Origin of the sequence: Anaerosalibacter sp. Marseille-P3206, assembly GCF_900155565.1 — a bacterium.
Taxonomy (GTDB): domain Bacteria; phylum Bacillota; class Clostridia; order Tissierellales; family Sporanaerobacteraceae; genus FUHM01.
Genome location: NZ_FUHM01000001.1, coordinates 150,828 through 174,761 on the forward strand (window position 1 = coordinate 150,828; position 23,934 = coordinate 174,761).

At 29.4% G+C, this 23,934-nt stretch carries 27 protein-coding genes, 3 tRNA genes and 2 other annotated features; of the genes, 24 read left to right on the forward strand and 6 right to left on the reverse strand.

All coding sequences use genetic code 11. The features are described from left to right. Positions 1-29 precede the first annotated feature (29 nt). Both BQ9840_RS00850 and BQ9840_RS00855 read left to right on the forward strand, forming a co-directional pair. Complete coding sequence (locus tag BQ9840_RS00850) at positions 30-251, forward strand: hypothetical protein (protein ID WP_077367144.1); 222 nt, start codon at positions 30-32, stop codon at positions 249-251. 47 nt (positions 252-298) lie between these two features. Beyond that, the gene (locus BQ9840_RS00855) at positions 299-1,279 is read left to right on the forward strand and encodes a YncE family protein (RefSeq protein WP_159436052.1); all 981 of its coding nucleotides are present in this window, start codon (positions 299-301) and stop codon (positions 1,277-1,279) included. Positions 1,280-1,283: 4 nt separating this feature from the next. On the opposite strand, the gene BQ9840_RS00860 is transcribed toward BQ9840_RS00855, so the two are convergent. Together BQ9840_RS00860 and BQ9840_RS00865 are read right to left on the reverse strand one after the other, a co-directional pair. Further along, positions 1,284-1,811: a DUF4364 family protein gene (locus BQ9840_RS00860; RefSeq protein WP_077367148.1), complete on the reverse strand. Its 528-nt coding sequence runs from the start codon at positions 1,809-1,811 to the stop codon at positions 1,284-1,286. A gap of 82 nt (positions 1,812-1,893) precedes the next feature. Then, entirely contained in the window at positions 1,894-2,094 is a 201-nt protein-coding gene (locus BQ9840_RS00865; protein ID WP_077367149.1) for an alpha/beta-type small acid-soluble spore protein, read from the reverse strand. Between the two features lie 173 nt (positions 2,095-2,267). On the opposite strand from BQ9840_RS00865, the gene pdaB reads away from it, so the two are divergent. The 3 genes from pdaB (at position 2,268) to hpt (ending at position 4,725) form a co-directional block, all read left to right on the forward strand. After that, on the forward strand, positions 2,268-3,047 hold the full coding sequence (gene pdaB / locus BQ9840_RS00870; RefSeq protein ID WP_077367151.1) for a polysaccharide deacetylase family sporulation protein PdaB: 780 nt from the start codon (positions 2,268-2,270) through the stop codon (positions 3,045-3,047). A 163-nt stretch (positions 3,048-3,210) separates the two neighbouring features. Further along, entirely contained in the window at positions 3,211-3,888 is a 678-nt protein-coding gene (locus BQ9840_RS00875) for a single-stranded DNA-binding protein (RefSeq protein ID WP_077367153.1), read from the forward strand. 312 nt (positions 3,889-4,200) lie between these two features. After that, positions 4,201-4,725, forward strand: a complete 525-nt coding sequence (gene hpt, locus BQ9840_RS00880) for a hypoxanthine phosphoribosyltransferase (RefSeq protein WP_077367155.1) — start codon at positions 4,201-4,203, stop codon at positions 4,723-4,725. A gap of 29 nt (positions 4,726-4,754) precedes the next feature. Here hpt and dapB read toward each other — a convergent pair whose 3' ends face one another. From dapB to BQ9840_RS00895, 3 genes are read right to left on the reverse strand one after another with little or no spacing between them, the layout of a single operon-like run. After that, entirely contained in the window at positions 4,755-5,513 is a 759-nt protein-coding gene (gene dapB, locus BQ9840_RS00885) for a 4-hydroxy-tetrahydrodipicolinate reductase (RefSeq protein ID WP_077367157.1), read from the reverse strand. Positions 5,514-5,525: 12 nt separating this feature from the next. Beyond that, positions 5,526-6,404, reverse strand: coding sequence for a 4-hydroxy-tetrahydrodipicolinate synthase (gene dapA / locus BQ9840_RS00890; RefSeq protein ID WP_077367159.1), 879 nt, complete (start codon positions 6,402-6,404; stop codon positions 5,526-5,528). Between the two features lie 12 nt (positions 6,405-6,416). Next, positions 6,417-7,412 (reverse strand): aspartate-semialdehyde dehydrogenase, encoded by a 996-nt coding sequence (locus BQ9840_RS00895; RefSeq protein ID WP_077367161.1) that lies wholly within the window; start codon positions 7,410-7,412, stop codon positions 6,417-6,419. Between the two features lie 133 nt (positions 7,413-7,545). On the opposite strand from BQ9840_RS00895, the gene BQ9840_RS00900 reads away from it, so the two are divergent. The 13 genes from BQ9840_RS00900 (at position 7,546) to thrS (ending at position 17,325) form a co-directional block, all read left to right on the forward strand. Then, the gene (locus BQ9840_RS00900; protein ID WP_159436053.1) at positions 7,546-8,466 is read left to right on the forward strand and encodes a type II CAAX endopeptidase family protein; all 921 of its coding nucleotides are present in this window, start codon (positions 7,546-7,548) and stop codon (positions 8,464-8,466) included. 49 nt (positions 8,467-8,515) lie between these two features. After that, a complete protein-coding gene (locus tag BQ9840_RS00905) occupies positions 8,516-8,710 on the forward strand; it encodes a small, acid-soluble spore protein, alpha/beta type (RefSeq protein WP_077367165.1) in 195 nt (64 codons plus the stop codon). 33 nt (positions 8,711-8,743) lie between these two features. Continuing rightward, entirely contained in the window at positions 8,744-9,487 is a 744-nt protein-coding gene (locus BQ9840_RS00910) for an SIR2 family NAD-dependent protein deacylase (RefSeq protein WP_077367167.1), read from the forward strand. 3 nt (positions 9,488-9,490) lie between these two features. Beyond that, entirely contained in the window at positions 9,491-10,228 is a 738-nt protein-coding gene (locus BQ9840_RS00915; protein ID WP_077367169.1) for a class I SAM-dependent DNA methyltransferase, read from the forward strand. Between the two features lie 149 nt (positions 10,229-10,377). Next, on the forward strand, positions 10,378-10,578 hold the full coding sequence (locus tag BQ9840_RS00920) for a cold-shock protein (RefSeq protein ID WP_077367171.1): 201 nt from the start codon (positions 10,378-10,380) through the stop codon (positions 10,576-10,578). A 92-nt stretch (positions 10,579-10,670) separates the two neighbouring features. Continuing rightward, the gene (hslO, locus tag BQ9840_RS00925) at positions 10,671-11,540 is read left to right on the forward strand and encodes an Hsp33 family molecular chaperone HslO (protein ID WP_077367173.1); all 870 of its coding nucleotides are present in this window, start codon (positions 10,671-10,673) and stop codon (positions 11,538-11,540) included. Between the two features lie 50 nt (positions 11,541-11,590). Next, a tRNA-Phe gene (locus BQ9840_RS00930) sits at positions 11,591-11,666 on the forward strand. 7 nt (positions 11,667-11,673) lie between these two features. After that, positions 11,674-11,748: transfer RNA gene (locus BQ9840_RS00935), tRNA-Gly, on the forward strand. Between the two features lie 121 nt (positions 11,749-11,869). Then, positions 11,870-11,943: transfer RNA gene (locus BQ9840_RS00940), tRNA-Cys, on the forward strand. Between the two features lie 56 nt (positions 11,944-11,999). After that, on the forward strand, positions 12,000-12,746 hold the full coding sequence (locus BQ9840_RS00945; protein ID WP_077367175.1) for a DUF6873 family GME fold protein: 747 nt from the start codon (positions 12,000-12,002) through the stop codon (positions 12,744-12,746). A 73-nt stretch (positions 12,747-12,819) separates the two neighbouring features. Further along, positions 12,820-13,677, forward strand: coding sequence for a putative sporulation protein YtxC (gene ytxC, locus BQ9840_RS00950; protein ID WP_077367177.1), 858 nt, complete (start codon positions 12,820-12,822; stop codon positions 13,675-13,677). A 94-nt stretch (positions 13,678-13,771) separates the two neighbouring features. Then, a complete protein-coding gene (hisS, locus tag BQ9840_RS00955; protein ID WP_077367179.1) occupies positions 13,772-15,088 on the forward strand; it encodes a histidine--tRNA ligase in 1,317 nt (438 codons plus the stop codon). A 58-nt stretch (positions 15,089-15,146) separates the two neighbouring features. Continuing rightward, positions 15,147-15,355, forward strand: a binding site (T-box leader). A gap of 65 nt (positions 15,356-15,420) precedes the next feature. Then, positions 15,421-17,325, forward strand: a complete 1,905-nt coding sequence (thrS, locus tag BQ9840_RS00960; protein WP_077367181.1) for a threonine--tRNA ligase — start codon at positions 15,421-15,423, stop codon at positions 17,323-17,325. A gap of 19 nt (positions 17,326-17,344) precedes the next feature. Here the strand turns inward: thrS and BQ9840_RS00965 are convergent, their stop codons facing one another. Beyond that, positions 17,345-18,895 carry an ATP-dependent metallopeptidase FtsH/Yme1/Tma family protein gene (locus BQ9840_RS00965; protein ID WP_077367183.1) on the reverse strand — a complete coding sequence of 517 codons (1,551 nt, stop codon included), beginning with the start codon at positions 18,893-18,895 and terminating at the stop codon, positions 17,345-17,347. Between the two features lie 148 nt (positions 18,896-19,043). On the opposite strand from BQ9840_RS00965, the gene pepV reads away from it, so the two are divergent. The 6 genes from pepV to BQ9840_RS00995 all read left to right on the forward strand — a co-directional run bounded on the left by pepV (position 19,044) and on the right by BQ9840_RS00995 (position 23,934). Continuing rightward, positions 19,044-20,441, forward strand: coding sequence for a dipeptidase PepV (pepV, locus tag BQ9840_RS00970; RefSeq protein WP_077367185.1), 1,398 nt, complete (start codon positions 19,044-19,046; stop codon positions 20,439-20,441). Between the two features lie 81 nt (positions 20,442-20,522). Continuing rightward, positions 20,523-20,657: a sequence feature (ribosomal protein L20 leader region), on the forward strand. A 7-nt stretch (positions 20,658-20,664) separates the two neighbouring features. Continuing rightward, a complete protein-coding gene (gene infC, locus BQ9840_RS00975; protein WP_077367187.1) occupies positions 20,665-21,207 on the forward strand; it encodes a translation initiation factor IF-3 in 543 nt (180 codons plus the stop codon). Positions 21,208-21,225: 18 nt separating this feature from the next. After that, complete coding sequence (gene rpmI, locus BQ9840_RS00980) at positions 21,226-21,420, forward strand: 50S ribosomal protein L35 (RefSeq protein ID WP_077367189.1); 195 nt, start codon at positions 21,226-21,228, stop codon at positions 21,418-21,420. A 35-nt stretch (positions 21,421-21,455) separates the two neighbouring features. Then, complete coding sequence (gene rplT / locus BQ9840_RS00985) at positions 21,456-21,806, forward strand: 50S ribosomal protein L20 (protein ID WP_077367191.1); 351 nt, start codon at positions 21,456-21,458, stop codon at positions 21,804-21,806. A gap of 89 nt (positions 21,807-21,895) precedes the next feature. Next, positions 21,896-23,263 carry a TrkH family potassium uptake protein gene (locus BQ9840_RS00990; RefSeq protein WP_097677445.1) on the forward strand — a complete coding sequence of 456 codons (1,368 nt, stop codon included), beginning with the start codon at positions 21,896-21,898 and terminating at the stop codon, positions 23,261-23,263. A 14-nt stretch (positions 23,264-23,277) separates the two neighbouring features. Then, the gene (locus BQ9840_RS00995) at positions 23,278-23,934 is read left to right on the forward strand and encodes a potassium channel family protein (RefSeq protein ID WP_077367194.1); all 657 of its coding nucleotides are present in this window, start codon (positions 23,278-23,280) and stop codon (positions 23,932-23,934) included.

Below are 23,934 nucleotides of genomic sequence, written 5' to 3' on the forward strand. Positions count from 1 at the left end.
ATTAATATATATTCTTTAGGAGGTTTATTATGAATGTGATTAAACTTTCTTTTTATGAAAGGACGAGTGATGAAGAGTTAATAGAAATGATATACATGCAAATAGATGTTTTAAAACAATTAATTGACTATGAAGATGGTGAAGAATATTGGAAAGAAGCAATGTTATTAAACAATATGATAATTGAAATAAAAAAAAGGAATTTATCTATTAGAAAGGATAGATTAATTAAAAATATATTAAAAGCATAGATTGGAATAGTCCAATCTGTTTTTTTGAATCACCTTCATATTGAAATATGCATAGATTGTTATATGAACATAATAGTGGAGGTGAGGATTATACCATGGAATTAAAAGTGATTGTAGCTAATACTGGAGAAGATTCAATTGGTATAATAGATTTAAAAAATAATTATATTACAGAACAGATTCCTATTAAATCTTTAATAAAAGAAGACAATAATTTAAATATATATTTAGACACATATCATATAGGTCCATATGCTTTATGTCTAAGTAGCAATAAAGAGAAAATATATTTATCAAATATCTATGATAATTCCATATATAAAATAGATATCAGTACTATGAAGATTGAAGATTTAATACCAGTAGGCAAATTTCCAGTATGTGTAGAAGTATATGAAGAACTAATTTATGTTCTATGTTCAGATTCTAATTCTATTTCTATAATAGATGAGAATAGCTTTAAACTGATAGGGAATATAGCATTGGGTGAAAAGCCTGGAGATATTGAAATAGATAGATTAAGTCAAAAAATATATATAGCTAATAGTAACGGATATAGTATAGATGTTATAGATCTTAAAAAAGATAGTATTAATAGCATTAAACTGAATAAGAATCCAATTAAAATTCAAATAGAAAAAGATTTAATGTATATTCTTTCTAATATTAACAATGGTGTATTAAATTGTTCCAATATATCTGTTATGAAATTAACTGATAATACCATAATCAAAAGCATAGATATGAATGGAATTTATAACAATATGATTAAACCATTTGGTAAAGAACTATTGTATATAACAAGTTTTGAAAATGGATATATTTTCAAAATGGATTTATATACAGGCAATATAATAATAAAAAGATTTATAGATGGTATGCCTAATAAAATTATCTATTTTGAAAACAACAAATTATTGATATCAAATATATCAAAAGATTGTGTTACTATTTTTGATACAATAGGGGATAAAGTAGTAACAAATATAAAAGTTGGTAATGAACCAAATGGTTTAATTTTAATCTAATAGATTAGTCAATAAGAGTACTAAGTATATTTTGATAAACACTATCAGGCTTAGATTTCCAATTTTCACAGATCATTTTAGCTTGTTCACTTGATACTACATTTAAATTTAAACTGAATAATGTGGTGCCGTTTTCTACCAATTTCAAATATACAATGTATTCGGTTTCGCCTTTCATATAGTAATCTCCAATAACTTGTGTTTCTCTTTTGATTTTTTCTAATTTAATTTGGAATTTTTCGTTAACATCGTTTATCAATTGTTTGGGTATTCTATCAATGAAAAAATCTAATACTAATTTACCTTTATTTGAAAGAATATATACTTCCTTACCTTTATTTTTTGTATATTCGATAAATTTAGATTCTACTAATTCACTTAAAAATTGCTGAACTAGAAAGTAGTTCATATAGTTATTTTCAAGAACAAATTCTGTTATTTGACTATTGGAAAAAGGAGTTTGTGATTTATCAATAATATATAATAGCAACAGCTTGTTTTGTGCTAATTCTTCTGTGTTTTCTGTAAACATATTAACCACCTTCTTAAATAATGTATATAACATAATTATAACACAATAAAAAGAGAAGGGGAATTCCCTCCTCTTTTAAATATTATTTTCCAGACAACTGTCTTTGTGCGTCTTCAACTAATTTTTTAACCATGTAGCCACCTACATAGCCATTAACCCTAGAAGGCAAGTTACCTTTGTCGATATTGTCGTAGTTAGAAATTCCTATTTCATTTGCTATTTCAAGTTTTAGTTGATCTAGTGCAGCTCTAGCTTCAGGAACCATAATTTTATTGTTAGCCATTTTGTTAACCTCCCTTTAGAAGATTAATTTTTTAGTTGCATTATTAATTTAACCTTTTCAAAGTAATATATCCATTCAAAATTACACTGTTCTTCTATTATTTACTTGTAATATAAAAAAATTTAAAGAATAAATTAGTATTAACAATTGTTAATAGGAGATGATAAGCTGATATGTCAAATGTAAATAGGAATATTGTTATAAGAATTTTGCTTGTTGTAGTTATACTTTTTATATCGATTATTTATACGAGTTTTACAAATAACATAAGCATATTGGAAGTTTTTTCACAAACAAAGGAATTGCCAATTTATTCTGTAGCTACGGAAGATAAAAAAATAGCTATAAGTTTTGATGCAGCTTGGGGTACAGAATATACAAAAGATATTTTAGATACTTTAGACAAATATGAGGTAAAAACAACTTTTTTCCTAGTTGGATTTTGGGTAGATAAATACCCAGAACTAGTAAAAGAGATACATGATAGAGGACATGAAATCGGAAATCATTCTACAAATCATCCATATATGTCAAAACTCTCCGAAGAACAAATCATTGAAGAATTAAGCAAAACTGGTAATAAAATCGAAGAATTAACAGGAGAAAGACCAATTTTATTTAGGCCACCATATGGGGACTACAATGATAAACTTATAAAAGTGTGTATGGAAAATGGATATTATCCAATTCAATGGGATGTAGATTCGCTAGATTGGAAGGAACTTGGAACTCAAGCTGTAGTTGATAGGGTGACAAGGAATGTTAACAATGGTTCTATAGTACTTTTTCACAATAATGCTAAATATGTAAGTGAGTATCTACCGATAGTTTTAGAAAAACTTCAAAAAGAAGGATATGAAATTGTTCCAGTTTCAAAACTAATATATAAGGAAAATTTTTATATGGATAATACGGGCAAGCAACATAGTAAAGATATTGAAGATGGTAATTAAATAAAAAAGTGAATATTTTGATTATTTAAAGGATTTTTCAAATAAATGTCTAATATATAATTTAATACACTAAAGATAAATCATATTAGGAAAAACTTAAGCATAAATATAGATATATAAAATATTAAAGGAAACATAAGAATAAAGGGGGAGCGGGATTAGAATGTTTGAAAAGGTTATTGATACAAATATTGTAACGGTAGTGGGGAAGATAGTTACAGAGAAAGAATTTAGCCATGAAATGTTTGGGGAAGGGTTTTATACATTTGATTTGGAAATACCAAGGCTTAGCAATTCTGTAGATATTCTTCCAGTAACTATTTCTGAAAGATTGATTGTTAATTTAGATTTAGAGAAAGGAGAGTACGTTTTAATCGAAGGGCAACTGAGGTCTTATAATAGGTATATTAATGATTCTAATAGGTTAGTTTTAACTGTATTTGCAAGAGATATCTATGTACCTGAAGATGAAGAAAGACTAAATGAACTATTAAAGAAACCAAATGAAATTTATATTGATGGATACGTTTGTAAAGATCCAATTTATAGAACTACTCCATTTGGAAGAGAAATCACAGATTTATTGGTTGCTGTAAATAGACCATATAACAAATCAGACTACATTCCAAGTATTGCCTGGGGCAGGAATGCTAGATTTTGTGACAGACTAACAATTGGAGATCATGTAAAACTTTGGGGAAGAGTTCAAAGCAGGTCATATCAGAAGAAACATCCTGATGGAGAGGTTTCAAATAGGGTTGCTTATGAAGTATCTATATCAAAACTTGAATATATAAAAAATGATAATAACAGAGAAGGAAAAGTGGATATAGAAGGATAATGTTTTAAAGAAAATCTTTGATATGGTTTTTTTCAGAGATTTTCTTTTTTTTTGAACAGTTGACCATTACATATATATTGAGTTATAATTTATCTAATATAAATTTTCCTAATGGCTTAATGACACATTATATAGATATGATGGAAGGGTGACTTCATGCAATTAAAAACAATTGTTTTAGTTGTATTTTTTATTGTATTTATAAGCATTCAATATTCGTTGAATCGGATATTATTTGAATTGAGAGAAATAAAAAAAATTCTTATGAGCAAAAGAGATCGAGATTAAAATGATGAAGGGAGAAAAAGTCAAATGAACAATGGAAAAAAACGTGTACTATTTAGTGCAGAAGAAATAAATATAAGAAACGAAGAATTAGGAAAAGAAATATCTAAAGATTATCAAGGCAAAAAATTAGTAGTTATATCATTATTAAGAGGTAGTTTTATTTTTGCTGCGGACGTAGTGAGGGAGATAACTATACCAGTAGAAATAGATTTTATGACTACATCAAGCTATGGAAATGAAGAACAGTCTTCAGGAATAGTTGAAATTGTAACAGACATAAGAAGTGATTTAGAAGGAAAAGAAGTGTTAATAGTTGATGATATCATGGATTCAGGCTATACAATGGAACAGGTAATTAAACATATCAAAGGGAAGAATCCTAATTCTGTAAAAACTTGTGTATTATTAGATAAGGCTAGTAGGAGAAAAGTTGATTTGAAGCCAGATTATACAGGATTTAGTATACCAGATGTATTTATAGTTGGTTACGGTTTGAATTATGGAGACTATTGTAGAAATGTGCCATATATATATACTTATGATGATTAAAAAAGAGGGAATTTAAATTCCCTCTTTTTTTAGTGTAAAAACAGATTTTCCATATTATAAAATCCACATTCTTTATTGTATAAAAATTTAGCAGCTTTAATAGCACCTTGAGCAAATATTTTCTTTGAGGATGCACTATGTTTTATTTCAATAACTTCGTCAGTACCTGCATATATAACAGAATGTTCTCCTACAATAGTTCCACCTCTAATAGAGTGAATACCTATTTCATTTTTATTTCTAGCTTGTGATTTTGCATGTCTATCAAAAACATATTCCTTAGAATTATCTAGTTCACTATTTATAGCATTTGCAATCATATAAGCAGTTCCACTTGGAGCATCTATTTTTTTGTTATGGTGTTTTTCTATTATTTCTATATCAAATGTGTCATTGAGAATAGGTGAAATGTTTTTAACTATTGATACAAGTAGGTTTATTCCAAGAGACATATTTGCAGAATAGAAAACAGGTATCTTTTTTGAAGCATTTTTAATACTATTTATATCTTCATCAGAAAGTCCAGTTGTTCCCATAACAATAGGTACATTTTTGTTGATTGCATATTCTAATAAGCTAGGTAGTGAACTAGGATGAGAAAAGTCAATTATTAAATCTATTTCTTCTTTACAATCTTTGATGTCGTTATAAAGATTTATATCATCTTGTAGATTTATAGCTTTTTTATCTACTCCTGCAACAACTTTCATATTATCTTCAGCTTCGATTTCATTTGCAATTACCTTTCCCATTGTTCCACAGTACCCGTTGATTAAAACCTTAATCATTATATTACCTCCTTACATTAAACCGTAGTTTTTTAATTCGTTTTTTAATATTTGTAGATTGTTTTCTTCCATAGTTGTAAGAGGTAATCTTGTTGGTCCTACTTCCATTCCCAATAGATTCATTGCTTCTTTTATTGGTATAGGATTTGTTTCAATAAACAAAGAATCAATAAGTGGTTTCATATCTAATTGTAGTTTTCTACTTGTAGCTAAATCTCCATTTAAATAAGACATTACCATATTATGAGTGTCTTTTGGAAGGATGTTAGCAACTACAGAGATAACACCAACACCACCTAGAGAAAGTAATGGTACTACCATATCATCATTTCCAGAATAAATAAGGAAATTGTCATCACATAGTCTTGCAATTTCTGCAACTTGCGCAATATTGCCACTAGCTTCTTTTACTGCACATATATTAGGATGTTTAGCAAGTTTAGCTATGGTTTTAGGTAAAATATTAAGACCAGTTCTACCAGGAACATTGTAAATAACAATAGGAATATTTACATTATCAGCTATTGCAGTGTAGTGTTCTATAAGTCCTTTTTGCGTAGTTTTGTTATAGTATGGTGTTACAACTAACAGACCATCAGCCCCAACACTTTCTGCGAATTTAGATAACTCAATAGAATGCATTGTATTATTGCTTCCAGTTCCTGCTATTACAGGTATTCTCTTATTTACAACATCTACTGTAAATTTTATAGCTTCTTTTTTTTCTTCATCAGACATGGTTGCAGATTCACCAGTAGTTCCACATATAATGATTGCATCTGTTTCTTCTTTTATATGCCACTCTAATAAGTCCTTAAGCTTATCAAAGTCAATACCTTCGTCGTTAAATGGCGTTACTATAGCAACACCTGAACCCTTAAAAAGTTTCATTAAAATACCCCCTTATTTAATATTATTTATTAATAACTCAGCTATTTGAACAGTATTTGTTGCTGCACCTTTTCTGATATTGTCTGCTACTATCCAAATATTAATTCCATTTTCAACACTAAAATCTCTTCTTATTCTCCCTACAAATACTTCATCTTTTCCTTCTGCATCAATTGGCATTGGGTATAGAATATTGTCAATATCATCAAGTACAGTAATTCCCTTTGCATTATTTAGCACATTGAATATTTCATCCATTTCAAATGAATTTTCAAACTCTATATTTGCTGATACACAGTGACCATAACGAACAGGAACTCTAACAGTAGTTGAAGTAATTTTTATATTGTCGTCATGCAGAATCTTATGTGTTTCATTTATCATCTTCATTTCTTCTTTAGTATAGCCATTGTCTAAAAAGTCATCTATATGAGGCAAGCAGTTGAATGCAATAGGATATGGATATTTTTTTGGTTTATATGATTTTATACCATATTCTAAATCCATTATTCCTCCTACCCCAGAGCCAGATACAGCTTGATAAGTTGAGAAAATTATTCTCTTAATCTTAAAAGCACCATGTAGTGGCTTTAGTGGAACCACACATTGTATTGTAGAACAATTTGGATTAGATATTATTCCTTCATGCCAGCTAATATCCTCAGGATTAACTTCAGGTACAATAAGAGGAACATTTTCATCCATTCTCCAAGCACTACTGTTATCTACGACAGTTATTCCCTTTTCAACGGCTATAGGAGCGTATTTTTTACTTATTTCGCCCCCTGCAGAGAATAACAATATATCAATTGGTTTATTAAATGATTCTTCGTTTAACTCTTCTACTATATATTCTTTTTCTCTATAAATTATTTTTTGGCCTTTTGATTTTTTGGAAGCAAATAGGTAAAGATTGTCTATTGGAAAGTCCCTTTGTTCCATTACTTTAAGAAAGGTTTGACCAACCATTCCTGTAGCTCCTACTATTCCTAAATTTACTTTTTTCAAATTATTCACCTCTCACTAAAATTATTTACTTACATACTATTATATTATAATAGATAGTATGCTTCTATAACAATATATTTGAATTATATATAATTTAAAGTTACAATATAATAAAATGAATAAGGAGGTTGACATGGAAAGAGAAAAACTTAATCCTAGTGTATTAGAAACCAATGTATTTTATCTAGTTGAAGGTATTTTATTATTATTTTTAGGAGGATATGTTCAATCTAGAGAGATATACTCTGGACTACTCATCACCCAATACTTACTAATATTAGTTCCAACTATTATTTACTTAAAGATAAGGGGTTACAATTTAAAAACTGTATTAAAACTAAACAAGATATCTTTAAAGCAAGTAGTACTTATTCCATTAATAGTTATTTTTTCATATCCTGTTGCAATTTTTTTAAATTATTTACTAATGCTTTTATTAAGTGGTTTTATGGAACTTAAACCTGTACCAATACCTATACCACAAAATTCGAAAGAATTTTTATTTAGTTTAATAATAATATCAATTACTCCAGGTATTTGTGAAGAAGTTTTGTTTAGAGGAATGGTGATGTCATCTTATAATAAACTTGGAAAGAAAAGTGCAATACTTATATCTGCTATTCTATTTGGAATATTTCATTTTAATATTCAAAATCTTATAGGACCTATATTTTTAGGTATCATTTTTGGTTATTTGGTTTATAGAACAGGTTCCATATTTACTTCTATGATAGCACATGGAGTAAATAATGCAATATCGTTATCAATGAGTTATTTTTTAGTTGATAGAATACAAAACATTCCTATGGAAACAGAAGCGATTAGTATATCTAACGGGCCATTAGTTACGATTTTATCTATAATAATTGGTGGTGTTTTTGCTTTTGTTTCTGGGGTAGTTGCACTTAATCTATATAAAGCACTACCTAAGGGCGAAGATATTGAAATGTTATTATTAGAAGATGAATACAAATCTAGATTTATTCACTACATTCCAATTCTTTTAGTTCTTATATTATTTGTTATATTTAATTATTTGGCTTTCTTTCATTAAGAATAAAACAATTATCCCTCCGACATAATATAGGTCAGGAGGGATTTTAATGAAAAAAAAGAAGATAGAAACAATAGAAGATAAATTAAAATATGAGATTGCAGAGGAATTAGGTCTTATGGAGAAAATTAATGAAGTTGGATGGGCAGGTCTTACAGCTAAAGAATCAGGTAGGATAGGTGGTCTAATAACGGTTAAAAAGAGAGAAATGAAAAGTAAAGATGACTTGAATAAAGAAAATTAATGTAATAGAATTAAATCAGTAGGGGGTGAATACATGGATTTTTCAAAGATTAAACAAGCTAGTGATATGATAAAGAATTCTTCAAAGACAATGGTTTTAACAGGTGCTGGTATTTCAACTGAAAGTGGTATTCCTGATTTTAGAAGTCCCGGTAGTGGACTGTGGGAAAACATGGATCCCATGGAAGCCTTATCTACTACAGTACTATACAATAATCCAAAGAAATTTTATTCAGAAGGATATAAAATTTTGTTAGGAATGACAGATGCAAAACCAAACACAGCTCACTATGTTTTAGCTGAAATGGAAAAGCAAGGCTATATAAAAGGGGTCATAACACAAAATATTGATAATTTACATCAAAAAGCAGGTACTAAATATTTACTAGAAGTTCATGGGAATACTAGAGAAGGAAGTTGTACTACTTGTGGGAAAGTAGTAGATATAAATGTGTTAACTGAAAAGGTAAACAATAATGAAATTCCTCCAAAGTGTAATCAATGCGGTGGATTACTTAGACCAGATGTTATATTTTTTGGAGATATGTTACCAGAGGATTTCAATATAGCATTACAAGAAATGGAGGATTGCCAACTGCTTATAGTGATTGGTTCTAGCTTAGCGGTATCTCCAGTAAACTATTTACCATCTATGGCAGAAAAATTTATAATAATAAATGAAGGTAGGACAGCTATGGATTATCGTTGTGATTTAAAAATAGAAGATAAGGCAGGAGTTGTACTAGAAAAAATTTTAATGGAATTAAATAAGGAGTAAGTGATGAGTTACTATGGTGATTTTTCTTATTATTATGATGAACTAATGGATGATGTTAATTACGAACAATGGTATTTATATATTGAGGAGATTTTCAAAAAAACAAATTTTAAACCAAAGGATATATTAGAAATGGCATGTGGAACAGGTAATCTGACTCGTTATTTATGTAGTAATGGTTATAGTGTTACCTGTTTTGATAAATCTTCTGAGATGCTTTCTGTTGCATATAATAAACTGATGTCTTTTAGAAAAACTAAAATTCTAAATCAGGATATGACTAATTTTAATATAAATAAAGAATTTGATTGTATAGTAAGTATTTGTGATAGTATAAATTATATTATTGATGAAGAAGATCTTTTAAAAGTTTTTAAAAATGTATATGAGCATCTAAATGAAGAAGGATTATTTATTTTTGATATTAATTCTTTTTATAAGTTAAGGAATATAATAGGCAATAATACTTTTGTTGAAGATAGGGAAGATATATTCTATGTATGGCAAAATTATTTTGAGGAAGAACTTAACTTGTCTCATTTTATGCTTTCTTTCTTTGTAAAAGATGAAGATATGTATATAAGATTTGATGAAGAACATATAGAAAGAGCTTATAATATTGATGAGATTATAAACCTACTAAAAGATGCTGGATTTAATTATATAGATTATTATGAATCGTTTACATTTGATAGTCCAAAAGAGAATAGTGAGAGGATTAATTTTGTTGTTAAAAAGTGAGTTGGAGGTCTTTTTTATGTATCTGAATATTAATTATATTTAGGGTAATACTATTTGACAAGGGTTTATAATTATGGTAGTATAATTAAAAGTAGGTGATAATACATACTCATCTATATAAATTAGTTGCATTGGAGGAATGTTTTAAAATGGTTAAAGGTACAGTAAAGTGGTTTAATGCTACAAAAGGTTATGGATTTATTTCAACTGAAGAAGGCGAAGATGTATTCGTACATTATTCAGCTATAAGTGGAGACGGATTCAAAACTCTAGAAGAAGGACAACAAGTTGAATTTGAAATAGTTCAAGGAGAAAAAGGTCCTCAAGCTACAGACGTTATAAAACTATAAGATTTGATATAAGTAACTAGTTTTTAACAGTAGCAAATTAGCCCCTCTATAGGGGCTTTAAATATTTTAGGGAGAGTTGAAAGGGGTTAGTTATGAAGGACTATGTTATAAGAGCCATAGATGAAAAGAAAACTATGCGTGTATTTGTTGCAACTACTACAAATACAGTCAATGAAGCAACTAAAATCCATAGTTTATCACCAGTAGCTGCTGCAGCATTAGGTAGAACTCTAACAGCTGTTTCTATGATGGGACAAATGATGAAAGGAGAAAAAGATACCATATCGATGCAATTATTAGGTGATGGTCCTATTGGAAATGTCTTTGCCATGTCTAATTCATTTGGAGAAGTTAAAGGCTATGTAGGAAATCCATTGGTTGATCTTCCCTTAAAACATGACAACAAACTTGATGTAGGTGGTGCAGTGGGTAAAAATGGAAGAATAGTTGTGATAAAGGATTTAGGTTTAAAAGATCCTTATGTTGGCCAATCAAATTTAGTTTCAGGAGAAGTAGCAGAGGATTTGGCTAATTATTATCTATATTCAGAACAACAACCATCAGCTGTAAATTTAGGGGTGTTAGTAGACACTGATTTATCTATAAAGGCTTCAGGTGGTTATATAGTTCAATTGTTGCCAGATGTTTTAGAGGAAGATATTGATCTTCTTGAGAATAATATTAAGAATGCAGAATCTATTTCTTCGCTTATAGATAGGGGATATACACCTGAAGATATATTAAAAGAGATTTTTGGTGTTTTCAATATGGAAATCTTAGAAAAAAGTGAAGTTTTATATAAATGTGATTGCTCTAGGGAGAGAATGGAAGAAGCATTAATAAGTTTAGGAAAAGAAGAGATAAATAAAATAATTGAAGAGGATGGAAAAGCTGAGGTAGTGTGTCATTTTTGCAATAAAAAACATCAATTTTCAAAGGAAGATTTAAAATCATTAATTTAGATGTTGACAATATAGATTATATATTGTATACTAACAATTGTGGTTTTAATGCCCAGATAGCTCAGTAGGTAGAGCAGGGGACTGAAAATCCCCGTGTCGGTGGTTCGATTCCGCCTTTGGGCACCAAAAAAATGCGGAAGTGGCTCAGTGGTAGAGCATCGCCTTGCCAAGGCGAGGGTCGCGGGTTCGAATCCCGTCTTCCGCTCCATATGGCGGCATAGCCAAGTGGTAAGGCATAAGCAGAGAACCCAAATCTTTGATTTGGTGTGAATCGCTTAGTCGGGCCGTTGGCTTCAAGATAAACTTTTTTTATTAAATAAGTTTTAAATGGCGGCATAGCCAAGTGGTAAGGCAGAGGTCTGCAAAACCTTTATCCCCAGTTCAAATCTGGGTGCCGCCTCCAGAGAAACCTTCAAAATTGAAGGTTTATTTTTTTATCTAAAAAAACAAGGTGATATTATGAATATAAAAAATCCTTTTATTCCACAATCATTTGCTAATTTAGCAATTATTGATGGAAGAGCAAATGAAAATATTATTAAGAACTTGGAGAAACTAAATATAAATATTATAAAGACTATTAAATGTGATGATGTGCTTGAACCTATTTCATATCATCCAGATATAGTTATGCATCCAATTGATTACAATACAATGATTGTTGCTCCAAATGTTTTTGATTATTATGAAGAAAAACTAACAAAACAGGGTATAAATGTTATAAAAGGTGAAAAATATTTATCTAGTAAATACCCTGACGATATTGCATATAATGTAGGAAGAGTTCATGGTTATGCAATACATAATTTTAAATATACAGATGAGAAATTACTTTTTTATTTTAAAAAAAGTGGTATAGAGCTAATAGATATAAAACAAGGATATTCTAAGTGCTCTATGGCTGTAGTTGATGAAAAAGCAATCATAACTTCAGATTATCCAATTTATAATAAACTTTCAAAATTAGACATAGATGTGTTACACATTAAGCCAGGTTATATAAAACTTAAAGGTTTAAACTATGGTTTTATTGGTGGTACATGTGGCAATTTATCAAAAGACAGTATTGCTATTTCAGGTAATTTTGAAAATCATCCAGATAAAGAAAATATCTTAAAATTTTTTAAAAAACATAAGAAAAACCTGTTGATTTTAGACAATAACGAAATTGTTGATTTAGGCACGATAATTTGCTTATATTGTTAATGGAGTAACAATATAAGAGAATAAGCTTAAATGTAAAACACATACTACTGTTACGAGAGAAAGGAGATTGGAGATGGAACTACTATCAATTGGAGTTGAAGAAAATAAAGATAAAGTTCTTAATATTATATATGATTATGATTTTTTATATAATGTTGATATAGAAGAAGAAAAAATAGGAAATAGGTTATTTGTAAAAATAACTACCGAAGACAAAAATACTTCAAAAAATGATAACACATTATATAGTATGCTATCTATGCTTATAACAGAGATTATTTTGGAGTACTATATTAAGGATATTATATATAAGAAAGTATTTACCAAATACAATGATTTATTCAAAGAAGAAAAAATAGAAATAGGTAAAATCGCTTTTAAAACCATAAGTAGAGATAATAGTTTGGATAATGAGAAAAAGCTAATATTTGATGAAGTGAGAAATTATATAAACAAAAATGATGAAATAATAATAGACGGATTTGTAAATTTCAGACTAAGTGCACTAAATTCCTCTTTAGATATATTAATAGAAAAAAGTAACCAAAAATACTATGAAGAAAGAGAATATAAAGAATTTATAAAAATACTTAAGTATTTTGTTGATATACAAGAACCCAAAATGGATTTGGTCAATATTATAATGGAAGAAAACAACTATAAGCTATATGATCAAAATAATAAACTAATTGAAAATGATTTTTTTAATGAAGTAATAAATGAATTATCTATTGATGGAATAACCAAGGAGGATCTTTTAATAAGTTCAATAATTACTATTGCACCTAAAAACATAGTTATTCATGGAAGCGAAAAAAATAGAAATGATGAATTAATAAAAATACTTGAAAATGTATTTCTTGAAAAAGTAACATATTGTACTGGTTGTGAACTCTGTTCTTTAAAAATGAATAAAAGTAAGGAAAAATGAAAGCGAAATTAAGCTTTTGTTTTTTCTTACTTTTAAAAACAAACGAATAATGATATTATAAATACTAGATAAATTAATAATTAGGGGGGATATAATGGCTAAAGAAATAGTTAAACCTTCCATACTACCAGGTTTTATGGAATTGTTACCATCGGATCAAATATTATTTAACCATATGATGGACACTATAAAGAGTAATTATGAAAAATTTGGTTTTCTTCCTATAGATACGCCAGTTATAGAGAAATCTGAGGTACTTCTTGCAAAAGGTGGAGGAGAGACAGAAAAACAAGTTTATAGATTTACAAAGGGTGATACTGACTTGTCATTAAGATTTGATTTGACAGTGCCTCTTGCTAGATATGTATCACAACATTATTCTGATTTAAATTTTCCTTTTAAAAGGTATCAAATAGGCAAAGTATATAGGGGAGAAAGAAATCAGAAGGGTAGATTTAGAGAGTTTTATCAATGTGATATTGATATAATTGGAAATCAAAAATTAGATATAATAAATGACGCTGAAATTCCAAGTATTATTTACTCAACATTTAAAGAATTAGGTTTTGATTCTTTTACTATTAAAATCAATAATAGAAAGATATTAAATGGTTTTTTCCAAGGTCTTGATATTGATGATTCTGTAGAAGTATTAAGAGCTATTGATAAAATGGATAAGATAGGATTAAAGGGAGTAAATGAAGAATTAAGAAAAATAGGTTTAGATGATAATACTATTAATAAAATAATAGAGTTTATTCAAATAGAGGGTACGAATGAAGAAATACTACATAGTTTAGAAGAGTTCAATATAGATAATGAAACTTTTGTATTAGGTTTAGATGAATTGAAAAATGTAGTAAAGTATGTAAAACATTTTGGAGTACCTGAAGATAATCTTAAAGTAGATTTGACAATAGCAAGAGGATTAGACTACTATACAGGTACAGTGTATGAAACATTTTTAGATGAGTATCCAGATATCGGTAGTGTTTGTTCAGGTGGAAGATATGATGACTTAGCAGAATATTATACTAAACAAAAATTACCTGGGGTTGGCATATCTATTGGTCTTACAAGACTTTTCTACCAACTAAGAGAAGCAAATATTATTAAGACTAAATGGAACAATTTAACTAAGGTTTTAATAATACCTATGGAAGGATGTCAAGAAGAGGGAATAAAAATTGGAAATATATTGCGTAGTTATGATATTAACACTCAAATCTATTTAGAAGGTGGAAAAGTAGGGAAGAAATTTAATTATGCTGATAAGCTTGATATTCCATATGTTATAATAATAGGTTCTGAAGAGATTAAGAATGAAAAAGTAACGTTAAGACAAATGGATACTGGAGAACAAATCATGTATTCTATAGAAGAGCTTATTAAAATAATTAATGATGATTAGTTTAAAATCATTGACAAATGGGAATATAGTATATATAATATGAAATCAAAACTATATATTAAAAGCTTTGAAGGGAAGAGTAAGTTAAATAATTCTTTAAGAGAGGGATAGTCTAGGCTGGAAGCTATCCTAAGATATTGTTAACCGAAGACCACCCCTGAGCTTAAATCCATTCATACTAATTATGAAGAAGGATTTACGTTAATTGCGTTAAAATTTCAAGCACCAATTAGGGTGGGACCACGAGATTTACCTCTCGTCCCTATGTATTTTTACATGGAGATGAGGGGTTTTTTGTATTTTATAAACAATTGAAAATAGGAGGGAAAAACATGATAAAAATAACATTACCTGATGGTACAGAAAAGCAATATGAAAAAGGTATAACTGTATTTGAAGTAGCTAAGGATATAAGCGAAGGATTAGCTAGGGTTGCTCTTGGAGCAGTTGTAAATGATAAAATAAAAGGGATGCAAGAGACTATAGATGAAGATGCAAAGGTTAAAATAGTAAAATTTGAAGACAAAGAGGGAAAAGAAATCTTTTGGCATACATCAGCACATATAATGGCACATGCTGTTTTAAACCTATTCCCTGATGTAAAATTTGCTATTGGGCCATCTATTGAAAATGGATTTTACTATGATTTCGATTTAGAACATAGATTTACCCCAGAAGATTTAGAAAGAATAGAAAAGGAAATGATTAAAATTGCTAAAGAAGGGCATGCAATGGAAAGAACTATTATGCCTAGGGATGAAGCATTGAAGTATTTTAAAGAAAAAGATGAGCCTTATAAAGTGGAGCTTATTGAAAATCTACCTGAAGATGAGATAATATCTTTTTATAAACTTGGAGATTTTACAGATCTTTGCGCTGGACCTCATTTAATGGATACTAAGAAGGTTAAGGCTATAAAGCTATTGAGTATTGCTGGCGCTTATTGGCGTGGTGATGAAAAGAACAAAATGCTTCAAAGAATATATGGAATCAGTTTTGATAAGAAGAAAAATTTAGATGAGTATTTAGAAAGATTAGAAGAAGCAAAGAAAAGGGATCATAGAAAATTAGGTAAAGAGTTAGATTTATTTAGTATGCATGAAGAGGGACCAGGTTTTCCATTCTTCCATCCTAAGGGAATGATCTTAAGAAATATATTAGAAGATTTTTGGAAAGCAGAACATGCTAAAAGAGGATATGGAGAAATAAAAACTCCTATGATTTTAAATGAGGAATTGTGGCGTAGATCAGGACATTGGGATCACTACAAAGAAAACATGTATTTTACAACTATAGACGAAAATGATTATGCTATAAAACCTATGAACTGTCCTGGTTCAATACTTGTATATAAATCAAAGATGTATAGTTATAGGGATTTACCACTTAGATTAGGAGAATTAGGTTTAGTTCATAGACATGAATTATCTGGTACTTTGCATGGACTTATGAGAGTAAGAAGCTTTACTCAAGATGATGCTCATATATATATGTTACAAAGTCAGGTTAAGGATGAGCTTATAGGTGTAATTGAGTTGGCAGACTACGTTTACAGTATATTTGGATTTAAATATCATGTAGAGTTGTCAACAAGACCTGAAGATTCAATGGGAAGTGAAGAACAATGGGAGATTGCAACAAATAGTTTGATAGCTGCTCTTGAGGAGAAGAAAATTAACTATATTGTTAATGAAGGAGATGGGGCTTTTTATGGTCCTAAAATAGATTTCCATTTAGAAGATGCTATAGGTAGGACTTGGCAATGTGGTACTATACAATTAGATTTCCAAATGCCAGAAAGATTTGATTTAACTTATGTTGATAAGGACAATGAAAAGAAGAGACCTATTATGATTCATAGAACTATTTTAGGAAGTATTGAAAGGTTCATGGGGATATTGATTGAACACTATGCTGGGAAGTTTCCTGCTTGGTTAGCACCTGTGCAAGTTTCTATACTACCAATATCAGATAAATTCAATGATTATGCATATGAACTTGAGAAAAAATTCAAAGAAAATGGCTTAAGAGTTCATGTTGACGATAGAACAGAAAAAATCGGATATAAAATAAGAGAAGCACAACTTCAAAAGATACCATATATGTTAGTAGTAGGTGAAAAAGAAGTTGAGGAAAACTCAGTTTCAGTAAGAAAAAGAGATGAAGGAGATTTAGGTCAGTTAAGCGTAGATGAATTTATAGAAAGAATAGTAGATGAAGTTGAAGATAAAAGGTAGGGGGTTTTCCTCCTACCTTTTATGTTGCATAGTCCATTTTTGATTCATACTCTTTAAATATTTTATCTAGTTCTTCATTGGTTATTGATTCTTTTTCCATAAGTATATCAGCTATATGGAAAAGGATTATTTTATTTTCTTCTATTATCTTTAAGGCATTTTCAAAACAACTATCAGTAATCTTTTTTATTTCTTCCCTTATTTCGTCGAAACTGTTTCTTATATAGTATTCATCTATTGAAATGTTTCCAAAATCACTCATTCCATAGGAACAAACCATTTCTTGAGCAATTTGTGTTGCTTTTGTTAAGTCATCCTTTGCTCCAGTGGTTATTTCATTAAATATTACTTGTTCAGCAGCTCTCCCTGCAAGGAGACCTGTAATTTTATATATTAATTCTCTTTTTGTCAAAAGATATCTTTCTTCCTCTGGAAATTTTAAAACGTATCCTAAGGCTTGCCCTCTGGGGATAATAGATATTTTTTGAATCATGTCTGTTTTAAGTATTTTGCTGACAAGTGCGTGACCTGATTCATGAATTGCAACTGTTTTCTTTTCTTTAAGTAATACAGAAGGATTTTTTACTTCTAAACCAGCTAATACTCTTTCTATTGCTTGATTAAAATCCTCTTTATCTATTTTGCTTTTATTCTTTCTAACTGCAATTATAGCAGCTTCATTGGCAATATTAGCTAGTTCTGCACCAGAGAGGCCATGTGTTTTATTTGCTATTTCGCTTATAGAGATTTCTTTTTGTAGTGGTTTGTTTTTAGTATGAACTTCTAATATTTTTTCTCTGGCTTTCATATTTGGATTGCCTATAAAAATGTGTCTATCAAATCTACCAGGACGTAATAATGCTTCGTCTAATAAATCTAGTCTATTTGTTGCTCCTATGATGACCACTGTATCACTTGTATTGAAACCATCCATTTCAACAAGTAATTGATTGAGAGTTTGATCTTTTTCGTTATTTGAATCTAGATTTCTCTTAGCTCCAATGGCATCTATTTCATCTATAAAAATAATACTAGGAGATTCTTTTTTAGCTTTTTCAAATAAAGATCTAACTCTTTTTGCCCCTACTCCTACATATTTTTCAACGAATTCAGAACCACTAGCATAGAGAAAAGTAGAATTTGTCTCTCCTGCCACAGCTTTTGCAAGCAAAGTTTTACCTGTGCCAGGAGGACCATAAAACAGTATACCTTTTGGTATTTTTGCACCCATTTTCATGTATTTGTCACTATTGTTGATAAAACCTATAGTTTCTTCTAATTCTTCTTTTATTTCCTCTAGTCCGGCTACATCTTTAAAAGAGATATTTAACTTGTTATCATTTTTAACTCCATCTTTTTCATTAGATATAGTTAATGGGACTAATTGAGGGTTTGATTCAAGTTTTAAATAGTATATTAGAAAAATAATTGTTAGTGACCAAATTATATATCTATCACTATTTGCTATATGTTTTAGCTGCGTAGTTGGAAAGAACTTATCAAAAAATAGAATTGAAGAAACAACTATCCCTAAGAGGGATAAAATAAACACTAATTTTTTCTTTTGCAAACTATCCCCACCTTTGCATTTTACTATTAATAGTGTAACCAACTTTATTTTTTATATAAAAAATAATACAATGTTGAAGGAAATAAATAGAAAAGGTATAATAGAATTAGTAATATATTTATGGGAATAAATGAGAGGAGGTATTTTTATGAAATTTATTGAGTTGGTTGAAAGCTACAAGGATGATATCGTTAAATCGACACAAGAAATTGTTAGCATAAAAAGTGTGGAAGGTGAAGCAAAACCCAAAATGCCTTTTGGTGAAGGAGCATATAGAGCATTAGAATATGCTTTAAATCTATCAAAAGAAATGGGATTTGAAACAAAGAATCTTGACGGATATGCTGGTTATGCAGAATTTGGAGAAGGTGAAGAAACTGTAGGTATATTAGTTCATCTAGATGTGGTTCCAGAAGGAGATGGGTGGACATATCCACCTTATAGTGCAGAAATTCATGATGATAAAATATATGGTAGAGGTACTATTGACGATAAAGGGCCAGCAATAGCAACTCTATATGCAATGAAAGCAATAAAAGAATCTAATATTCCACTAAACAAAAAGATAAGAATAATATTTGGAACCAATGAAGAAACTGGTTGGGGATGTATGAAATATTATTTCAAACATGAACAAGCACCAGATATGGCTTTTACTCCAGATGCTGATTTTCCTGTAATTCATGGAGAAAAGGGAATTATAGCTTTTGATTTAGTTAAAAAGTTAGAAAAACATTCATGTGGGGAAATTGCAATAAAGTCAATTAAAGGTGGAAATGCAGTTAATATGGTTCCAGATAATTGTGAAGTTGTTTTAGATGTTAAAAATGTAGATGAATTAGAAGGAAAATTGAATGATTTTGTTAAAAAAACAGGATATAATATTTCTATGATAAAAGAAAACGATAAAGTAACTATTAAGGCTAAAGGGGTTTCAGCTCATGGAAGTACACCTGAAAAGGGAGAAAACGCTATTAGTTATATGATGCTATTTTTAGGGGAAATAATTAATTGTGATTGTGATATATGTAATTTTATAAAAATGTATAATGAAAAAATTGCATTAAAGAATCATGGAGAAAACATAGGCTGTGGTTTTGATGATGATGTTTCTGGAAAACTAAATTTCAATCCAGGTGTTATAAAAACTACTGATGATGAAATAGTATTATCTATAAATGTAAGGTATCCTATTAAATCTAGTGCAAAAGCTGTATATGATGGAATTAGAAGTGAACTAGAAGGAACTGGCATCGAGGTAATTGAAGATGATGATGAAATGAAACCATTATATGTTCCAAAAGACAATGAATTAGTTCAAAAGCTAATGAAAGTATATAGAGAAGAAACTGGTGATAATGATAGCGAACCTATAGCTATAGGTGGTGGAACATATGCAAGATCAATGGATAATGCAGTGGCTTTTGGGCCTATATTTCCTGGGCAAATAGAATTAGCCCATCAAAAAGATGAGTTTATTTCCATAGATCATCTCATGAGACTAGCTAGGATGTATGCTAAAGCTATTTATGAATTGTCAAAATAAATAACATAAACAATAAATATAAAAAACGTTGACACATTAGAGAATATATCATATAATGACTAAAGAAAGTAAATATTGGGGTAAAGAAAGTAGAAGTACCGCTTCTCACCTTATGGCTAAAGCTTTTAAGGTTTTATGATTTAACAAAAGTATTTAGTATACTTTTGTGTGATGTTGGGAAAAAGCGGGTAATTTTACCCGCTTTTATTGTTTTTTATAATGTATAGAAAGCATAAATTTTAGGAGGTGTAGTAATATTAAAGAACTTCAAATTAATGAAGAGATAAGAGATAGGGAAGTAAGACTTATTGATGTTGATGGAAGTCAATTAGGAATATTTCCTAGTAGAAAAGCTATGGAAATGGCTTTTGATAAAAAAATGGACTTGGTTAAAATTGCACCAAATGCAAAACCACCAGTATGTAGAATCATGGATTATGGTAAGTACAAGTATGAATTAGCTAAAAAGGAAAAAGAAGCAAAAAAGAATCAGAGAGTTATAAATGTTAAAGAAGTAAGATTAACTCCTAATATCGAAACACATGATTTAAATGTAAAAGCAAAGAGAGCTGTAGAATTCTTAAAAGATGGAGATAAGGTTAAAGTTAGTGTAAGATTTAGAGGCAGGGAGTTAGGACATACTGAAAAAGGAAAAGAAGTATTATCTGAGTTTGCTGAAATAACCTCAGAAGTAGGGGTTATAGATAAACATCCTAAACTGGAAGGCAAGAATATGGTTATGTATTTAATGCCTAAAACAGAATAGATAGAGGAGGTAATAATTATGCCAAAAATGAAAACACATAGAGGAGCAGCTAAGAGATTTAAAAGAACTGGAACTGGAAAGTTAAAGAGATATAAAGCATATAAGAGCCATAAGACTGGTAAAAAGTCACCAAAGAGAATCAGAAATTTAAGAAAATCTGCATTAGTTAGCGACGCTGATATAAAGAGAATGAATAAAGTAATGCCTTACTAGAAAAAACACATATAGGAGCGAAGGAGGTAGTTTAGATGGCAAGAGTAAAAAGAGGAGTTAATGCAAAGAAAAGACATAAAAGAGTTCTAAAACAAGCAAAAGGATATTATGGAGCTAAAAGTAAGTTATATAGACCAGCAAATCAAGCAGTAATGAAGTCACTTGACTATGCATATGTAGGTAGAAAGCTAAGAAAGAGAGACTTTAGAAAAATGTGGATTGCTAGAATAAATGCTGCTGCAAGACTAAATGGAATGAACTACAGCACACTTATTAGTGGCTTAAAGAAAGCAAATATAGACATTAACAGAAAAATGTTATCCGAAATGGCAATAAACGATCTAGAAGGTTTTTCAAAATTAGTAGAAATAGCAAAAGGTATGTAATTATAAAAGTTCCGATTTCGGAGCTTTTATTTTTTTAAAAAAGTATTATAATCTATATTAATCAGTTATAATAGTTATTGATATCAAACATGGTAGGTGATATTAAATTGACATTTATTAGAAAGAAGATTAATGCATTAGAACTTAATCCACCTAGAGTATTGGCTTTAGGATTTGCTGGATTAATAATTTTGGGAGGAATACTACTTAATCTTCCTATAGCTACAAAATCAGGTGAAAGTATTGGGTTTTTAGATGCCTTGTTTACATCTGCTTCTTCAGTTTGTGTTACTGGACTGGTAGTTGTTAATACAGGAGAATTTTGGTCTTTATTTGGACAGATTGTAATTATATGTCTTATTCAAATGGGTGGATTAGGTTTTATGACAATGGCTACTTTAGTTGCTTTAATTTTAGGTAAAAAAATAACCTTAAAAGAAAGATTAATAATTAAAGAACAATTCAATCAAGAAACTATGTCAGGATTAGTAAGGCTAACTAAGTATATCATATTGTCTACTTTTGCTATCGAAGGAATTGGAGCTATACTTCTTTCTACAAGATTCATACCTAAATATGGTTTTATAAAGGGAGTTTGGTTCTCGATATTTCATGCTATTTCAGCTTTTTGTAATGCTGGTTTTGATATTACAGGTAATAGTATGGTACCCTTTGTAGGAGATATTGTAGTAAATTTAACTATTTGTTTATTAATTATCATTGGTGGCCTTGGTTTTTCAGTTTATATTGATGTATCTAGAAATAAGAAATTTAATAGATTTACCCTTCACACAAAATTGGTATTGGTAATTACTTTGATACTTATAGTTATAAGTACAATAATAGTTTATTTAATAGAATGGGATAACGCTGGAACACTTTATAACCTCAGCATAAAGGATAGGACTCTTGCTTCTTTTTTTCAAGCTGTTGTACCGAGAACAGCTGGTTTTAATTCTGTAGACATAGGGAAGTTAAAAGATACTACTGTATTTATTACAATTATTTTAATGTTTATAGGCGGTTCACCTATATCTACTGCTGGTGGTATAAAGACAACTACTTTTGGGGCGATTGTTTTGACTACAATATCGGTAATCAAAGGAGATAGAGATGTAGTATTATTTAAAAAAAGAATATCTCAAGAAATAATTAATAGGTCATTAGCTATTTTGAGCGTAGGAATATGTTTAGTAACTGTAGTATCATTGATACTTACTATTTCTGAAGAGGCAACATTTTTAGATTTATTATTTGAAACTACATCAGCTTTTGGTACTGTAGGTTTAACAAGAGGAGTAACACCAAGTCTAAGTAAATTTGGAAGAGTATTAATAATACTTACAATGTATTCAGGTAGAGTAGGGCCTTTGACAATGGCTTTTGCATTTGCTAAAAAACAAAAATCAAAATTAAATAATTATAGATATTCTGAAGGGAATTTATTTGTGGGATAGAAAGGAGAACGTGTATGAAACAATTTGCTGTTATAGGATGTGGAAGATTTGGTTCAAGCATCGCTAAGACTTTATATAAACTAGGTCATGAAGTTTTAGCAATAGATAAAGATGAAGAATTAGTACAAGAAATATCTGATTGTGTTACTCATGCTGTCCAAGCAGATGTAATGGATGAAAATGTAATGAAGGATTTGGGAATACGTAATTTTGATGTTGTAATAATTAGTATTGGTTCTAATTTGGAAGCTTCTATATTTGCAACTTTAATATCTAAAGAATTAGGGGTTAAGTCGATAATTGCTAAGGCACAGAATGAATTACATGGGAAAGTACTAAAGCAAATAGGTGCAGATAAAATTGTATTTCCTGAAAGGGACATGGGTATAAGAGTTGCACATAATTTAGTGTCTACAAATATATTAGACTTTATTGAACTTTCTCCTGATTATAGTATTGTAGAGATTACAGCTGTTTCTGAATGGGAAGATAAGACTCTTAAAGAATTAAAACTGCCAACTAAATACGGGATTAATGTTATGGCTATAAAAAGAGATGAATGCATCAATATTTCTCCTTATGCAGATGATGAGATTTTAAAAGGAGATATTTTGGTAGTAATAGGGAATACAAAAGATATAGAAAAAATAGAAAATCGAATTGGTGGTTAA

Bases quoted from the DNA above. Each gene is read 5' to 3' on its own strand.
- BQ9840_RS00850 (WP_077367144.1), top strand. From the start codon at position 30: ATGAATGTGATTAAACTTTCTTTTTATGAAAGGACGAGTGATGAAGAG.
- BQ9840_RS00855 (WP_159436052.1), top strand. From the start codon at position 299: ATGCATAGATTGTTATATGAACATAATAGTGGAGGTGAGGATTATACC.
- BQ9840_RS00860 (WP_077367148.1), bottom strand. From the start codon at position 1,811: ATGTTTACAGAAAACACAGAAGAATTAGCACAAAACAAGCTGTTGCTA.
- BQ9840_RS00865 (WP_077367149.1), bottom strand. From the start codon at position 2,094: ATGGCTAACAATAAAATTATGGTTCCTGAAGCTAGAGCTGCACTAGAT.
- pdaB (WP_077367151.1), top strand. From the start codon at position 2,268: ATGTCAAATGTAAATAGGAATATTGTTATAAGAATTTTGCTTGTTGTA.
- BQ9840_RS00875 (WP_077367153.1), top strand. From the start codon at position 3,211: ATGTTTGAAAAGGTTATTGATACAAATATTGTAACGGTAGTGGGGAAG.
- hpt (WP_077367155.1), top strand. From the start codon at position 4,201: ATGAACAATGGAAAAAAACGTGTACTATTTAGTGCAGAAGAAATAAAT.
- dapB (WP_077367157.1), bottom strand. From the start codon at position 5,513: ATGATTAAGGTTTTAATCAACGGGTACTGTGGAACAATGGGAAAGGTA.
- dapA (WP_077367159.1), bottom strand. From the start codon at position 6,404: ATGAAACTTTTTAAGGGTTCAGGTGTTGCTATAGTAACGCCATTTAAC.
- BQ9840_RS00900 (WP_159436053.1), top strand. From the start codon at position 7,546: ATGGAAAGAGAAAAACTTAATCCTAGTGTATTAGAAACCAATGTATTT.
- BQ9840_RS00905 (WP_077367165.1), top strand. From the start codon at position 8,516: ATGAAAAAAAAGAAGATAGAAACAATAGAAGATAAATTAAAATATGAG.
- BQ9840_RS00910 (WP_077367167.1), top strand. From the start codon at position 8,744: ATGGATTTTTCAAAGATTAAACAAGCTAGTGATATGATAAAGAATTCT.
- BQ9840_RS00915 (WP_077367169.1), top strand. From the start codon at position 9,491: ATGAGTTACTATGGTGATTTTTCTTATTATTATGATGAACTAATGGAT.
- BQ9840_RS00920 (WP_077367171.1), top strand. From the start codon at position 10,378: ATGGTTAAAGGTACAGTAAAGTGGTTTAATGCTACAAAAGGTTATGGA.
- hslO (WP_077367173.1), top strand. From the start codon at position 10,671: ATGAAGGACTATGTTATAAGAGCCATAGATGAAAAGAAAACTATGCGT.
- BQ9840_RS00945 (WP_077367175.1), top strand. From the start codon at position 12,000: ATGAATATAAAAAATCCTTTTATTCCACAATCATTTGCTAATTTAGCA.
- ytxC (WP_077367177.1), top strand. From the start codon at position 12,820: ATGGAACTACTATCAATTGGAGTTGAAGAAAATAAAGATAAAGTTCTT.
- hisS (WP_077367179.1), top strand. From the start codon at position 13,772: ATGGCTAAAGAAATAGTTAAACCTTCCATACTACCAGGTTTTATGGAA.
- thrS (WP_077367181.1), top strand. From the start codon at position 15,421: ATGATAAAAATAACATTACCTGATGGTACAGAAAAGCAATATGAAAAA.
- pepV (WP_077367185.1), top strand. From the start codon at position 19,044: ATGAAATTTATTGAGTTGGTTGAAAGCTACAAGGATGATATCGTTAAA.
- rpmI (WP_077367189.1), top strand. From the start codon at position 21,226: ATGCCAAAAATGAAAACACATAGAGGAGCAGCTAAGAGATTTAAAAGA.
- rplT (WP_077367191.1), top strand. From the start codon at position 21,456: ATGGCAAGAGTAAAAAGAGGAGTTAATGCAAAGAAAAGACATAAAAGA.
- BQ9840_RS00990 (WP_097677445.1), top strand. From the start codon at position 21,896: ATGGTAGGTGATATTAAATTGACATTTATTAGAAAGAAGATTAATGCA.
- BQ9840_RS00995 (WP_077367194.1), top strand. From the start codon at position 23,278: ATGAAACAATTTGCTGTTATAGGATGTGGAAGATTTGGTTCAAGCATC.